Raw genomic sequence first — 15,679 nt, 5'->3', positions numbered from 1 at the left:
AAATGGACATGGCACAAAACGAACCGTAAAAACGGGGCTGAAATTATTCTAAAATGGCACCTTTTGAACCGTAATAGCCGGCATCAACTGACCGAAATAACTGGCACTAATCGATCCGTAATATCCAATGGAAGGATTGCTTGAAACAGATTGATGATAACCTAAAAGACTTTATCAAGCTTTTAGAAACAGAAGAATTGTTTGCCAAAATTCCTCACGGTACCGGACAGACTATTTTACGTGAAGCTTTACAAATTGCTGACCATAACGCCTATCATATAGCTGAAATAATCGTGATTAGACGTTTGTTGGGTATTTGGAAATCATAAGAAATTGTAAACTGACATATTATGTTTAAAGAATCAAAAGCATTCAGCTCATTTGCAGTAAAAGACATAGCTAAAGCAAAAAACTTTTACCAAAATGTTCTTGGCCTAGCAGCTAAAGAAAACGCTATGGGCATTTTAGAACTTGAAATTTCGGGTTCATCAAACCTGATAATTTATCCAAAACCCGATCATCAACCAGCGGTATTTACCGTGCTCAACTTTCCTGTAAGTAATATCGAGAAAGCGGTGGATGATTTGATAGAGAAAGGTATAACTTTTGAGCAATATGATCAGGAACATCTCAAAACTGATAAAAAGGGAATTTCAAGATCCGAGCAAGGACCTTATATTGCTTGGTTTAAAGATCCCGACGGTAATATATTATCTATACTTGAAGACTCAACTGTGTAAGCTGAAAACCAATTCTCTCTCGTTGACAGGTCCACATACCATTTTTTCCGGATTTGAAAGTCCTCTTTATCTTTTAAAAAATCTCTGTCTTATTCTCTTTTTTCATTCCAAAATCTACTGACCTAATTTTTTGAATATCTGGGGCATTGTCTGTCCATCTATAGCGCTCATATCAATTAACTTCAAAGATTTAACCATATTTGCGGTTGCCGTTTTGTAATGTTTGAAATGAGGTGTTTGCAAATGTGCTTTATATGCTTCTCCGTCAGCATAAATTTCCAGTATTCTTACCTGATTAGGATTTTCTTTATGAAACATCGGGTAAATTGAAATAACTCCAGGCTCTAGTCTCACAGAAGCTTCTGCTTCTTCCTTAAGTATCGCTATATATTCATCAAGATAACTTGGTTCAATTTCTATTTCTGCAATCCTTATCATCATATTGTCTGATGTAAAGCTGTTCTGTTTTTGTTGTGTCTGCCCACACGACAGACAAACCATCATAATCAGTAAAACTAGATATACACTTCTCTTAATTTCCATTTATTAACCTATTTATACTTCGAAGCTAATTTACACAAAAAGCCAAAACAATCATTTCTCCGTAGCCATTTAAAGAACTTTATTACCAAACTTGCTATATCTTTTCGGCTTAACTCCAATTACCTCTTCAAAAACTTTGGTAAAATGGCCCAAGTTTGAAAAACCAAGCTGATATCCCACTTCCGAAACAGACAGCCGTTCTTCTGTCAACAAGCGGGCAGCTTCCTGCATTCTGAAATTTTGGAAATATTGAAATATACTCTTACCGAAAACCTGGTTAAATATTCTTTTCAATTTAGTCTCGCTCATACCGGAAAATTTTGATAGCTCCGCAACTGAAGGTGCTTCTTCAAGGTTATCAAGTAAACGTTCTTTTACTTGATACAACATCTTGATATCAGCAATATTCAAACCGTGCACTTTCTTCTCATCCCTGCTGACCAGCGAAATCAGTAAATGGCAAATGAGTTCCTGCGTTTTTAGCTTGTAGTAAAAATCGTGAAGCAGTATCGGAACATTACTTGTCATGATATCATCTACAACTTTCAGCAGCGGAACAAATACAAACTCCTCAAACAACAAGGGGTGCTTATTTTCCAGAATGGTGTTTACTAAAGGATGGTTTATGCGTGCTCCTATCAATTCTCGTAGGTAACTGGCATCAATACTCAATGATATAGAATTTTGAATGGAGTTTTTTGGAATAAAAAGTTGCACATTCAATCCTTGGGTCGTAATTTGAACCGACGGTTGGAATTTGGCGCCTGTTTGCGATTTAGGTGAATTGATAATATGTTGAAAATTAAATATGAGCATATTGGTAGGTTGATTTCTTCGGCTAATGGCAAAGTCTTGATGTAGTTGATAGTTCAATATCATCATCCGTAATCGCTCATCAAAACTATAGCCTTGTATAAAGCCTGTTCCAAACTCTTCTGGCACTTCCACCCTTCCATTTTCGATGGTGCTACCTATTTTTTCTGCAAAAGCAGCGAGCATTCCTAATCCGTCTTTTGATTTAATTTCAATTTCCATTATGCCGTTTACGAGTATTTTTAAGACTTATTCAACTATTATAATTGTTTAAGGTGTAATAATTTTGTATTACTAAAATAAAAAAAATGATTTCAATGCTAAATAAAAAAATATCCATCGTTGGGGGTGGTCCCGGCGGACTGACCCTTGCCAGGTTGTTACAGCTGAAAGGTTGTGAAGTAAAAGTATACGAAAGGGATACCGACAAAAATGTACGTCAGCAAGGTGCAACTTTAGACTTGCATGAAGAGTCCGGGCTGAAGGCCTTGATTGCTGCTGGTTTGTTGGATGATTTTAAAAAACATTATCGCCCTGATGCGGATAAAATGCGTATAACCGACCATAATGCGGTGGTGCATTTTGACGACCATAACAATGAAATTCCGATAGAGCAAATCGGCACTTCTTTCCGCCCGGAAATAGATAGAGGTCCGTTCCGTGATTTGTTGATTGCTTCACTGGAAAAAGATACTATTGTCTGGAATTCGAAATTTGTATCTCTGCAAGCTAAAGATGAAGGATGGGAAATCATCTTCGATAACGGTGATAGAGTTTATTCTGATTTAGTCATTGCAGCAGATGGTGCTAATTCAAAAATCAGAAAATATATTACCGATATCGCTCCCGTTTATTCGGGTTTAACCATTGTGGAAGGCAATATATACAAGGCCGCGACGAATGCACCGGAACTATGGAAACTAGCCAAAGGCGGAAAAATATTTGCTCTGGGACATGAGAAAAGCATTATCCTAAGTACTAAAGGTGATGGGTCGCTATCCTTCTATACCGGAACTAAGGAGTCGGAAGACTGGGTAAAAACTTCTGGTATCAATTTCGAAAACAAAGATTCAGTGTACGATTGGTTTAAAGAAAGTTTTGCAGATTGGGGTGACCAGTGGCACGAACTATTTGCAAGTGATGAAAGCTATTTTGTACCTCGGCCGCAATATCATTTCCCCCCCGACCAGCAATGGGAAAGCTTATCGAACCTAACGATGTTGGGTGATGCTGCACATCGTATGCCTCCGTACGCGGGTGAAGGGGTAAATATGGCAATGCTGGATGCACTCGAACTTGCGGAACAACTAACAGCAACGGATTTCAGTGACATCAAAACTGCAATTTCAAAATATGAAAGGGCGATGTGCCAGCGTGCTGCCGACATCACTGAGGTTACGCTGCAATCTATGGAAAATATGCACGCTAAAGAAGCCCTGAAATTTTTGGTAGATACGTTTCGTCTTGTCCACTGATAAAAGCTCAACAACAATTTTATCCAATTTTTAAAAATGAAGATTAAAATTTTTGTACTGCATATTGCCATTGTGATAAGCAGCGGATTACTGTTTGTAAACCTTTATAATTCAATCGTCGATGCACCCAATTGGGGGCACCAGCTTCCTAAGTCCATTGATGTCGCCCGAAACTATTTTACTTTTAAGACTCCGGCTGATTTTTTCAAATTCACTGGCCCCTTGCAACACATCATCGGTATCAACTGTATTATTCGATTTTGAAAAACTAATAAGAAAGTGCGGTGGTATAATATGACCGCATTAGTCGCAATTATATTTAGCGACTTGCTTACTTTCGTATTTTTTCTTCCCTCTAAATGAGATTCTTTTTGGTCATATGCAAGATATACTTTCCCGCTCCACTGCCTTCAGCTTATCTGCTGAGGTATAGTAAAGATCAAATGCTACTGGATAAAGAAAGATTAGCAAGTAAAAAAGTCTCTCATTTTTACTTGCGGTTGCAGTTCCGATGAATTGGTCCAAATCAAAGATCTCACCGACAGGTCTCAAACCTTATGGTATTTCATTTGTTGATAAGTTGCTTATGAAGCATTGGCCCATATACATCTTATTGCTCCTCCTAATTAGTACCTGTACGCATATACGTACGTTGTTACAGCATACCGAGCGTGGCAAATACGAGAGCAGCTTCCCAAGGAATGACAGTCTCTTTGGGCTGTGGAAGGCTTCGCACGAGAGGGCGATGGCTGATCCCCTGCAAATCGAACTCCCTTATCTCGCCACTATACAAATCGGGCACCCTGATGCCTCTGCCATCGTGTACGCCGTCTCCGTCAAACAGGGCCAACAACTGGTGGCTGAACTGAAAAGGCCCTCGGACGGTACAGGCTTCTTATTGGAATTTTTTAACTCAAACACGACCCCGTCGAAAAAGCTGCTGGCAGAGCTATCTGGTGCATCAAGCACGGTTGAATGGTCGGCCCATGATGACGATAGTGTTCGAATCAGTCTTCAACCTCTGCTAAATGATTCGGCTGTGTACCAGGTAAAGATCTACACGCAACCAGCTTATCATTTTCCGGTTATCGGTAAGGATAACGGCGCAATCCAGAGTTTTTGGGGAGCGGATCGGGATGGTGGTGCACGTCGCCACGAGGGTATAGATATCTTTGCTGCACGAGGCACTCCTGTACTGGCGGTCTCCGACGGACGGATCGACTTTGCTGGAGAAAGGGGAAGCCTTGGCGGGAAGCAGATATGGCTAAGCGAAAACAAACTGGGTTTCCGTGTGTACTACGCTCATCTCGATAGTACAGCTGTCCATAGCGGCAGACAGGTGCTACGTGGAGATACCTTGGGATTCGTAGGCAATACGGGAAATGCCGCAGGTGGGCCTCCACATTTGCATTTCGGCGTATACGGACGTAGTGGTGCGGTAGATCCACTCAACTTCGTTAAAAAATTTGCTATTCCCCCCGACTGGGAATATGACACATTACAGCCGAAAGCCTTGACAGAACGTATGCTACTACGTACTGGGCCCGGCACTTCTTACCCTACTCGCTTACAGCTCGACAAGGGCGAACCTGTTAAACTGTTGGCTCAAACGGGCAAGTGGCTGCATGTGGTAGCCAGGGATACGATAGCGGGATTTGTGAGGAGATAGTGCTCCACCACATTCCATCTGCCGACCTCCGGATCATAGTATCTTGCCCCGTAATCGTACTGCCACTCCAGTGTATACAAACTTCCCATTGCATGTATACCTCCCCTAAGCTCATCCTGAAGTTCCTACCATGAAAAGAACCAGAAGCATTTGCTCCGCCGAATATCCCTTATCGAAATTCGATAGATGTACGAATACCATCGTGCCACTGACATAAGGCTGTCACTTGGCAGGCATAAGTTTGCATCATTAATTAAATCTTCTAAAGAATAAAAATGACAAACGAAAATAATTCTATGCTTAACGCAAGTAATTTTTACCAACCCGATCTTATTTCAGTCAACGGTGTGATACTGGAAGTATTTGAAGCGGGTAAACAAAATGCTGGAAAACCTATTGTGCTCTGTCACGGCTTTCCGGAACATGCTTTTTCTTGGCGTCATCAGGTGCCTCCACTTGTTGCAGCTGGCTATCATGTCATCATTCCAAATCAGAGAGGGTATGGCAACTCATCCAGTCCGACCGAAGTAACTGATTATGACATTGAACACTTGACGGGTGACCTCGTTGCACTACTTGATTACTTTGGATATGAAGATGCCACTTTTGTTGGTCACGATTGGGGTGCAAATGTGGTATGGAGTTTGGCACTATTGCATCCTGAACGGGTAAATAAAATAATAAACTTGGCTTTGCCTTATCAAGAGCGTGGAGAAAGACCATGGATTGAGTTTATGGAAGCAATATTTGGAGGAGACTTCTATTTTGTTCACTTCAATCGGCAACCAGGGGTAGCAGATGCTATAATGAATGAAAACGCATCCCGGTTCCTCCGTAACATATTCCGCAAAAACGTACCTCCCACACCACCGGAACCCGGAATGCTAATGATAAATCTCGCAAGAGCGGAAAAACCACTTGGGGAACCCTTAATGGAAGACAACGAACTGTCTGTATTTGTTTCTGCTTTTGAGTCATCAGGGTTTGCAGGAAGTATAAATTGGTATAGAAATCTTGATCGAAACTGGCACTTAATGGCGGACATAACCCCAATCATTCATCAGCCGACTCTTATGATATACGGTGAACAGGACACGATTCCAAAATCTGAAAACCTAAAAAATATCGTTCCTAATTTGGATATTGTTAGTCTGGAGTGTGGTCATTGGATTCAACAAGAAAAACCAGAGGAAACTACCCAATCGATTTTAAAATGGCTAGAACAACAAAATGCTTAATAGGGAAATAGCGCTATTCGATGGGAGTCTTTCATTACTTTTAATTGTCTCCACAGTGTAGAGACAATCACTTTAAATTCCGTTGAAAGCAGTTGGTCGGATATATTCCGACCAACTGAAATTCTGAATAAAACCACTATTTGCGGTGAGTGCTTACATAAGGCCGATAGCTATCACGCATAGAAAACCCTAGGATTTAAATGGGAAGCCTTCGAATCTAAAAGAATATATGAGGTCCATCAACCTTTACATAAAAAGCCGAACGGAATACCGAACGGCCATTGCATATCTCATTATTTAAAGCAGGAAATATCTATTTGTTGTTCTTGGCTAACTCATTACGCACCTTCTCGACAAAATCAAGGGATACTTCAACAAAATCGGCAATAGATGCATCAGACCAATCATGTTGGACAATAAGTTTCTTTACAATCTCATAATTTTTAGTCCCCATTCCTTGTTCAATTCCTTGTTCAATTCCTCGTTCCAATCCTTGTTCCAATCCTTCCTTACGAGCTCTTTCTTGTTCAATGATAGCCGTTTCCCGGATTGATTCCGCGTCCCATTTACGTTTTAAACTCACATCGTACATAGCCTTTTCCTCCTTGCTTAATTTACTATATTCAGCTATACTGAATAATTTTTCAAAAATAGGCTTACGCAGATAGCGGGGTAATTTATCCATCACGGACATATTCTTCAATACATATAACCATCTATCCAAATCGTTGGATAACTCTGCCTCACCTTTGGTAAAGTTAATCAATTCTAAGTAAATAAAACCAAGATCTTCGTAAAAAACTTCTCCTGTCTCCCTGTTACACAAGCAAATATCGTGCATAAAATCTTTAGAACCATTGCCTCCCGGAATACGAAATCCATCCATCAGTACGATAACATACACCTCGCTGATAGCATAATTCCACTGTTTTCGATTTCCTTTAGGAGCCTGATCGGCGATCAATTTACTTCCATAATACAGCATGCGTCTTTTGAGATTAATCTGGGAGCTACGCTGGACTTCGATTATAAATTTTTCTCCATTGGTAGCTGTACAGGTCAGGTCAAAGATTACGCCTCCTGTTTCTTCAGTGTCTCCAACATGTTCATTCCTATTGTAAACAATATCTTCGATATCTTTACGTCCAAGAAATACACCATTGAGAAAAGCTATCAATAGGTCTCGATTCGGCTCCATTCCGAATATCCGTTTAAAACCAAAATCGGTGGTTGGGTCTATATATCTATGCATAAATATTGGATATAACTAGTTATTACTGTCAAAAGTACAAAATATCGACCATTAAAACTAATTTTTTTAGCAAAAAAAATATGAAGATTACTAACCACTTTAATGGCTTACAATTTCAGCTGGTTGTTCGGAATTTCCGAACAACCGCCGCAAATACCAGATTCAACATCTACAATAGTGTAAGTTGCGATTTCTCCATGATCATATTCCTCAACCCCGCGATCTAGCTCTGCTATAAACTAAGCGTCATCCCATGGATTACCTTCGCAGCGAGTTTTTTTCTCGCCATGATACAAAGTAAACTCTATATCAAGTAAGACAATTAACCTCGGAGGATGACTTAGCATAGGTAGATAAGACTGCTTCGTCATACTTCCTCGCAGTGACGAAGGGAATACTTACTGCTCGCGACGAGAAAGGTAACTTCCCTCACCTACACTTGAATCGAGTGATGCAACCATAGCGTGATCTTTTGCGTCTTTAAGATATGAAAGGCTTAGTAGATGCTTCCGTATATTTTTTACCGATATCTTTTCCGTATTCACCGAATAATGGGAAGCGTTGGTCTAATCTCCATTCCTTAGCATCAACTTCTGCCCTACTTTTGACTCAAACAATAAGACATAACAACTTTTAAAACATAAAAAACTACCAACATGAAAACAACTATCATCACCTCCATCGCAACAGCTCTTATCTTATTTGCTTCTTCTATGGCATTTGCTGCTGAGAAAGCAAACCCCTTAAAAAATATGACCGCAGTAGGCATCGTCGCGGCCTATCTCGACGCCACAGCATTAGGCAATGTTGAGTTTAACGAGCAACTATTTGCTACCGATTTCGAATACCACAACACAGCAAGCGACAATAAACATGGCAAAAAAGCATACACGAAGTTCCTAAAACAGAATAAAGGGCTACAGTACAATTGCAAAACAACTTACCAAATACTGGATGAATGTGGTAAATCTTGCATAGCGAAAGCGACCATGGAGTTCGAAAATTTCACCCGTGTAGACCACATTACACTGTGCAACACCAAAAATGGCTGGCAGGTAAGCAAAGTGGTAACGACATACCCCTAAAACTGGGTATTTTTGTTTCTATGTGAGGCCTGCAGGAGTGCAGGCCTTCTTTATTTAAATTAACCTTGCCCTTTTTATCAGTCTTAGCACTTTACAATTGACGTTCCGATTAACATCTTTTTGAACTGTCAAGGATTCCCTTACAGTTCAAAAAGGTTCTAATTTTCTTTCATTGAGATGCTTAGTGGTTATTGCATTTTTTGCACTAACCACTCTTTTTTACAATTTGCAAGCATCAAAAATATCTTTAAACTTCTTGATATACCACGCGCCTAATACGGACGTTGAAATTATAGATCTTTTATTCAAAATGTCATCCAAAGAGTAGTCAACTTCAAAATCGGAAAGAATTCACTCTCCACTGATCAGACCATAAACCTTTTGCTTGTTCATAGCACCGCTATTGCGATACATAATCTTACCCTGAAGCTAAGAAATTCGACATATAAAAACTTGTAATATATATTGATTCTTCTTAATTTAGAATTATTATTAACTGAAAATCAATTATCTAAAAACTTATGAACACAAAAAAAATCATTATTTTCCTGGTAGGATTATTTGGGAATCTATTCGCTATTTCTCAGACTGACTCTTCAAACATGGATAATATCTATGTTGGCTTGCTAAGTCAGAACGTAGACAAGAGTGTGTATACTGCTATGCAGAATATCTGGTTTGCAAATGAAAAAATCTCTTATCTAGCGATCCCTATTCCGGGAAAGCCTCAATATCTTGAACGTGTTAGTCCTGCGTTAAGAGACGGAGAAGGAATGAATGGTTATATTTTCGAAGGTAATATATATCATCAAACTCCAATAATGATGGGCAGAAACCATGGCAAGCACTTTTGGCAAACATCTCGATTGACATTTGATTATGGTTTTAATGTGAGAATGACTAAGGACGGCTCTAGCCCACTTGTCCCAAACAACAATATTTTTGGATTCACAATCGACAAGGTAATCTGGAATACAGAATCTAAATATCGCATAATATATGCTGACTCGAGGCTACCTTTTCAAAACTGGGAAAAACTTGACAAACCGTTGAGCACGCTCTCATTGAATGTTACCGCTCACCATTTCTCTAATGGACAGCCGGATGGTTTCTTCTATACGGAATCAAGTGATGAAACTGCAGATCGTAGAAACGACTATCTAAAAGGCGATTTCTCTACAAATTATATACAGACAGGGTTGACCTACTCTCATCTTTTCAGATCCAGAAATATGTTTTCTGCAAAATTAGCGTATCAACACGATGCTACTTGGTTTGGCCCGTTCAAATATTCAGATGAACAACGGAATGCTTATGGCACGGATCGGGTAGTTGGATTTTTACAATTTAGAAAACTATTCAATGTATTAAAAACTAGGAAGGTAATAGATGCTATAGAGAAAACACCTACAGGGGAGAGATCAATAAAAGTTCGCCCATATAATAACAGGGAGTTAATCACACGACTAGAGTATGAATATATTTTCGGAAATATGAGCAATTATCCGCATGAAAATAAATACAGAATGAATAATAGTCTTTTTATCAAATACACGCAACAGAACTGGCGGGCACTAGGTATCGTCGCCAGGATACATTATGGGCGGGATTACTCGAATATTAGATATGATTCACCGATATGTATGTTTCTGATAGGTGGTAGTGTAGATTTTAACAAGTTTTTTATTCCCTTGTCGTCTGGTCGAAGGTTTTCGTTGATTGCTCTTTGATAGAAGGGATCAAAGTTACATTGGCGAAAGCCATCCGTCCTATAAATATAAAAATACCCATTTGAGGGTATATGAAACTATCCATTATTTTACTATTTTTATGACTTAAAATACCAGTGTCAGAGTGAATTAGGCTATACCGAGCTTCACTCTTGGAATTAACTACCGATATATGAAGACAACCATTATTACCATGTGTTTGCTGCTTTGCTGCATCGTAACAAAAACCTTAAGCCAGGACACCAAAAGTGGCGAAATCAAAACCGCCATTACAGAGGAAAAACTCCCGCTCTATAACCTTTTTTATTTGAGTAAGTTCATGGCGAATCAAAACCTTTCATTCGAACAGAAAGAGCAAGTATATTATGCCCTATTGGATCTGATTGGAAAGGAAAAGATAGATTCCATAAAAACCACCGTAGAGGTCTTTAGATTTGTATCCAATCATACTACCGAAAAGGAAAAAAGTATTAAGAACCGTATTCTTGAAGAACTAGGAATAGGAAATTTAAAGACATTTCAAGAAGTCGCAAAGGCCATTAAAGAAAAGTTTCAAATTCATATAACTGATAATGCCCCAGCAAAAAAATTATTCGAATCCTATAAAACGTCTCAAGAAGATGCAGAAAAAGAGATAAAGAAATTGGAGCATATACAAACCGAAATAAAAAGTCTCGCAGATGATGTATTTGCGTTGGATAGTATTATAAAAGGTATCGACCAATTTAAAAATGAACTTACGATCTCCGACATAAAGGTAAAGTTAAAATTATCTAACACCGATACTGTGATTGTCCGCGAGGCAATTTTGGCTAATAGCGGTCTATTTGTTAAGGACACCATATATCAGATAGACACAGTCAAATCCATCTATGCATGCAAAATATCGAAAAAGCAGAATCAGCGAACTACAATACAAGATACGTTGACGAATTATTTAAGTAATTCAAAGATAAAACTAAATGAGTTTGCTACAGAAATCGCGAAACATATTGCTTCCCAACACAAAGCGAAATTTAATCTCATCTCCGAAACACTCTTACAGAAGGTTTCTACTCCTGTTCCTCATATCTCGGTGACGACGATGGCTCAAGATGCGCAACAAAGTCTTTCTTATTCTGGGCTAAATATACCCAGCCAGTCACAGATGATCGAGGCTATGGCTATCTTTTTGGCGAAGCGAGCTAAACAGGAAGCTGCCATATGGTTTATGGATCAATTGCGTGAGCGTATAAAGAACCCTCTCGTGTACGACAGCTTTCCGGAGACAATAAAACTGCTAGAATCGCTGGAGGACTACCACAGTCCAAACTTTGGAAAATCGTGGCGTTATGCAATTGCGAGCGATTTCGTAGAGATGCCAAAGAATTTAGTTAATAGCACGTGGACTGAGCAATTACTGCAACCAGATGAAGTGAATCGACTGCGTACAGCAGTGCATTTTGGATATGACATACAGCGGCTTATACTGGAGCGATATAGTTATCGCGATATCATCCGGAACCTATACCTTGATCCTTATTATAAGAATGCTGACAACGAACTAACCAAAACGTTAAGCCAATCTTTTTCTTTACTGTATGTTGTCACCAACGAACTGTTTACCCTTCAGCAAATCGGGGATCAAAATAATTTTAGACTCCTATCTTACGAAGAGATAAATACAATCTCTCCCAGCCAATGGAAAGTATTGGTAGAACTGCTAAATCTTAAGTACGGAAATGATGTTAAAGAGCATTTACAAATCGTGTTAGATGCTCCGACTAAAAAATGGTTGGGTACTCTTCTTATAACCTTAAGTCAATTTGACCGGATCAACAACGAACAGCAACAATTACGTGCAACGAATAATCTGGATAAAACAGACCAATCCTTTGAAAGTGTATGGACAGTGTTACAGCAGGTGATCAGTAGCTTTGATGAGAGGCAAAATCCGCTCATGAAAACGTCGAGTACGATTTCCCGTCATGTGGCATCTGTTAGCGCTACACTAGACATCATAGCAGATATACAGCAAAAAAGTTTTGTAGCTGCCATACAAAAATCTCTGGCTTTGATGGATTACTATTATACGAGCGGGCCGGATAACACTAATATCTTAGTGGAGATGGGCGGATCGGATTTTAAAATCGAAAAGGGTAGAATGCTTGTTAGAAGAGGCAACGAAGTCGTAGAAGTGAAGGTTGATCCTCAGTATATCGAGAAACTCTCGGTAAGTATCGACTCTCAACAATTAATACAAGTGGAGTCCACACAAAAGGATAAATCCAAATCAATTAAATTTCCTGCAATCGATACTGTTAGCGCCGCATACTTGAAGAAGGTAAGCCCTATACTAAGCAAAATGAATAATGAAGACGCTGAAAAATTTCTCGAAAACACTTCATCAGAGTACATCACGGAATTGAGGTTTCGGGAATACCTAGAGGGTCTAAATAAGAAGTCGCATGTAGAGCTGGAGCTCGTGAAAGCCATAGGACTGTATCTGAATCTAAAGGATACAAATATGAACAAGACTTTGGATCGGGTCACTTTCCTTATGAAGAACTCCAATTTTTCTGTTTCTACACAACCGCAAATAAGAAAAGTAGATACGGATACAGCCACACTGACACCTACCTTATCGCTAAAAAACAGCGTATTGTCGCTAAGATCGAATGGAAAATCACTGGTATCGCTTAGAATTAATCCAAAGGGCATCTCCAATATTACTTTAAATAAAGACGACAACGATAACCTTTCCTTGAGCTATAAACTGACAAAAGACCCGGCTGAGGTGGACGCGCATCAGCTCGACTTATCCAAAGAGAAATTGGATATGTTAACCAAGCTATGGCAAGATACTAAAGGCTTGAAGACCAATCTGCAATGGAAAGAGATCAGAAATATGGCGTCGCAGGCAGATTCCATATTTCTAGATTCTTTGGAGGATAAACATGGCAAGCAAATTGTAACAATCTTACACATCCTTTCCGTCTATAACAAACTAAAAATCAATACCGTACTGAATGACATTACGAACATCATCAGGTCGAACGACAATAACGTGCTCGCCTTGACTGTACAAACCTCACTAAATAACCTAACTATAGCCGATAAGGATAAGGAAAGATACAGTGCACGGCTCATCAAGCTGGTAAGCTTCTTTAGCGATGTGGTATCAACCAATGACGCAAATCAGCTCGCAAATGTGATCGAATCGCATGCTCTCCCCCCTACATCGTATAAAATGAAGCGTAAGTTAAAAACATCTATAGATCTGAATGCCTATGTGGGTGCATTTGGCGGATATATGGGCGTATGTGGCAATTCAACATTGAACTGTCAATGGACTGGAGGTGTAACCGCGCCCATTGGCTTTACCTTTACTAGTGCCTTATTTCCTTCAGCATTTAAGGGCCTTTTTACCGAGCCAAGTATTCATCTGCAGCTCGTCGATCTAGGAAATATCGTAAACCATTACTTGGTCACGCCTGACTCGGCCTATAACAAGGATGTGCATTTTACGGAGGTTTTTAGTCCTGGAGTGAATTTATTATTTGGAATTAGGAATACCCCTTTGGTAGTATTCGCCGGAGTAAATGGTATACCGCTCAGAACGCACACAGATCGTACTACCAATACCGAAATGAATGGTAAATTATTCGATGCATGGGTATTCAAAGCGGGCCTTAAAATTGATATTCCTTTAGTAAATTTATATTCAAAGACACGGAATTGATCGACAATGACCTACTCTATTGACAACTTAACGCAGTTTATTGCAGACTTATCCGGACTGGATGATGTGCAGGCAGACGAAGACATCTTTGGGAGTCTAGGTATCTTGGGTGATGATTTCCATGAAATGATCGAAAAATATGCTGCTGCATTTAGTTAACAACCTGTCAGAACAAGAACATATGAAAATCACCACTGCAAAAATAGGAAGCCACCTATATGCAGCTTTCATGATTGTTTGATGATCATATCCTTTAAATGTGAATAAAAAAAATTTACTCATATTGATAAATTTATGCTGTTCGATTTAATTTGCATTGATTTCACGCTTATTTTTTTTATGCTATGGAATTTTAACCATCGTAATCTTCGCAACTGGCTTTCTGAAATTTGTCAGGCTGGAAAGTGTAAAAGCTCTTCAGATCATTACCTACATAATTATTAGGAAACTTACCTTTCAATACTTTCAGGTGATAGATTTTTCCATTTTCTACTTTTTGAAAACTAAGTTCTAAATCCCGGCTTGAAACAACCATTTTATCGCCATCAACTTCTAATTTATCAACCTCAAAATGGTATTTATTTTTTATATCTTTAAAAGGTATCTCTTTATCACAGTAATTAAAAATTATCAATTCTTTAGCATCTTTATTTAAATATATTGACGGGGAATTACAGTTACAGATAGTTGAAAAATCCAATCCATATTTTTTGTAAACATCAGGTTCTTTTGAATTTACAACTGATAGTCCCGTAAGCTGCATATTAAACAAGGGCGTAAAATTTTGTCCAAGTGTATGGATTTTCTCTGCTGATTCGATTGTATCTTTTAAAATAAAAGTAAAAAAATATCCATCGCGAGAAACGACCACATATTTGTCGTCTATCAACGTCAGTTTTTCAAATGGAAAATTGGCGTTGGTTGTAATTATTTTAATGTTATTATCATTTTTCAGATTTAAATTTTCTTTTATACAATTCCATTTCTCCTGATCAAAAGCTGAAAATGAGTCAGACTTTATTTCATTCCTTTTATCAATTTTTATAATTTTATCAGCATATAAATCATCTGCCTCCTGCTGTGAAAAATAGCCTATTTCACTATTACAAAATCCAAAACTTTTATAAAATCCAAAGCTGTTGCGCCGGTTTTCGATTGTTTTAGTATGCTCGGGTTTCTTTCCGTGGGATGGTCTGGTAGTTTGTTGGCATGAAAGTGACAGAAATACCAATAAATAAATTGAAAAGTACTTAATTTGTTGACTCATAAATATTACTTTTAATTCAACTTCCTTTTCTAAATATCACAACTCTTGGAAAAAGAAAAATCGAGCTATAGGAAATCAGGAATAAAACTACAAAAGGCGAAACAAACTTCCAAATACCTTCCTTACGGCCCGGTCTATTCAATTAT

Annotated in this window: 14 protein-coding genes; 10 read left to right on the top strand and 4 right to left on the bottom strand. The window is 38.7% G+C overall.

Features of this window, described 5'->3' with window-relative positions; all coding sequences use genetic code 11:
* Positions 1-140: 140 nt before the first annotated feature.
* The gene (locus tag FAZ19_RS17355) at positions 141-329 is read left to right on the top strand and encodes a hypothetical protein (protein ID WP_188876147.1); all 189 of its coding nucleotides are present in this window, start codon (positions 141-143) and stop codon (positions 327-329) included.
* A 21-nt stretch (positions 330-350) separates the two neighbouring features.
* Positions 351-740, top strand: a complete 390-nt coding sequence (locus FAZ19_RS17350) for a VOC family protein (RefSeq protein WP_136822008.1) — start codon at positions 351-353, stop codon at positions 738-740.
* A 114-nt stretch (positions 741-854) separates the two neighbouring features.
* Here the strand turns inward: FAZ19_RS17350 and FAZ19_RS17345 are convergent, their stop codons facing one another.
* Both FAZ19_RS17345 and FAZ19_RS17340 read right to left on the bottom strand, forming a co-directional pair.
* A complete protein-coding gene (locus tag FAZ19_RS17345; RefSeq protein WP_169305694.1) occupies positions 855-1,283 on the bottom strand; it encodes a putative quinol monooxygenase in 429 nt (142 codons plus the stop codon).
* Between the two features lie 69 nt (positions 1,284-1,352).
* A complete protein-coding gene (locus tag FAZ19_RS17340; RefSeq protein WP_136822007.1) occupies positions 1,353-2,318 on the bottom strand; it encodes a helix-turn-helix domain-containing protein in 966 nt (321 codons plus the stop codon).
* A gap of 95 nt (positions 2,319-2,413) precedes the next feature.
* Between FAZ19_RS17340 and FAZ19_RS17335 the strand changes: the two genes are divergently transcribed.
* The 4 genes from FAZ19_RS17335 (at position 2,414) to FAZ19_RS17320 (ending at position 6,478) form a co-directional block, all read left to right on the top strand.
* Positions 2,414-3,571 (top strand): FAD-dependent oxidoreductase, encoded by a 1,158-nt coding sequence (locus FAZ19_RS17335; protein WP_136822006.1) that lies wholly within the window; start codon positions 2,414-2,416, stop codon positions 3,569-3,571.
* A gap of 36 nt (positions 3,572-3,607) precedes the next feature.
* Positions 3,608-3,835: a hypothetical protein gene (locus FAZ19_RS17330; RefSeq protein WP_136822005.1), complete on the top strand. Its 228-nt coding sequence runs from the start codon at positions 3,608-3,610 to the stop codon at positions 3,833-3,835.
* 322 nt (positions 3,836-4,157) lie between these two features.
* Positions 4,158-5,240, top strand: coding sequence for a M23 family metallopeptidase (locus FAZ19_RS17325; protein WP_211245525.1), 1,083 nt, complete (start codon positions 4,158-4,160; stop codon positions 5,238-5,240).
* 275 nt (positions 5,241-5,515) lie between these two features.
* Positions 5,516-6,478: an alpha/beta fold hydrolase gene (locus FAZ19_RS17320; RefSeq protein WP_136822003.1), complete on the top strand. Its 963-nt coding sequence runs from the start codon at positions 5,516-5,518 to the stop codon at positions 6,476-6,478.
* A gap of 313 nt (positions 6,479-6,791) precedes the next feature.
* On the opposite strand, the gene FAZ19_RS17315 is transcribed toward FAZ19_RS17320, so the two are convergent.
* Entirely contained in the window at positions 6,792-7,730 is a 939-nt protein-coding gene (locus FAZ19_RS17315; RefSeq protein ID WP_136822002.1) for an Rpn family recombination-promoting nuclease/putative transposase, read from the bottom strand.
* Between the two features lie 656 nt (positions 7,731-8,386).
* On the opposite strand from FAZ19_RS17315, the gene FAZ19_RS17310 reads away from it, so the two are divergent.
* The 4 genes from FAZ19_RS17310 to FAZ19_RS23940 all read left to right on the top strand — a co-directional run bounded on the left by FAZ19_RS17310 (position 8,387) and on the right by FAZ19_RS23940 (position 14,425).
* Complete coding sequence (locus FAZ19_RS17310) at positions 8,387-8,815, top strand: nuclear transport factor 2 family protein (RefSeq protein WP_136822001.1); 429 nt, start codon at positions 8,387-8,389, stop codon at positions 8,813-8,815.
* Positions 8,816-9,336: 521 nt separating this feature from the next.
* On the top strand, positions 9,337-10,545 hold the full coding sequence (locus FAZ19_RS17305) for a hypothetical protein (protein WP_136822000.1): 1,209 nt from the start codon (positions 9,337-9,339) through the stop codon (positions 10,543-10,545).
* Positions 10,546-10,717: 172 nt separating this feature from the next.
* Complete coding sequence (locus FAZ19_RS17300) at positions 10,718-14,266, top strand: hypothetical protein (RefSeq protein ID WP_136821999.1); 3,549 nt, start codon at positions 10,718-10,720, stop codon at positions 14,264-14,266.
* Positions 14,267-14,272: 6 nt separating this feature from the next.
* Positions 14,273-14,425 carry a hypothetical protein gene (locus FAZ19_RS23940; protein WP_169305693.1) on the top strand — a complete coding sequence of 51 codons (153 nt, stop codon included), beginning with the start codon at positions 14,273-14,275 and terminating at the stop codon, positions 14,423-14,425.
* A gap of 193 nt (positions 14,426-14,618) precedes the next feature.
* Here FAZ19_RS23940 and FAZ19_RS17295 read toward each other — a convergent pair whose 3' ends face one another.
* Positions 14,619-15,533: a hypothetical protein gene (locus FAZ19_RS17295; protein ID WP_136821998.1), complete on the bottom strand. Its 915-nt coding sequence runs from the start codon at positions 15,531-15,533 to the stop codon at positions 14,619-14,621.
* Positions 15,534-15,679 lie beyond the last annotated feature (146 nt).

The sequence above is a fragment of the Sphingobacterium alkalisoli genome (genome assembly GCF_005049105.1).
GTDB classification, from domain to species: Bacteria; Bacteroidota; Bacteroidia; order Sphingobacteriales; family Sphingobacteriaceae; genus Sphingobacterium; species Sphingobacterium alkalisoli.
Note: the sequence above shows the minus strand (reverse complement) of the source record. Positions and strands in the feature narration are given on the sequence as shown.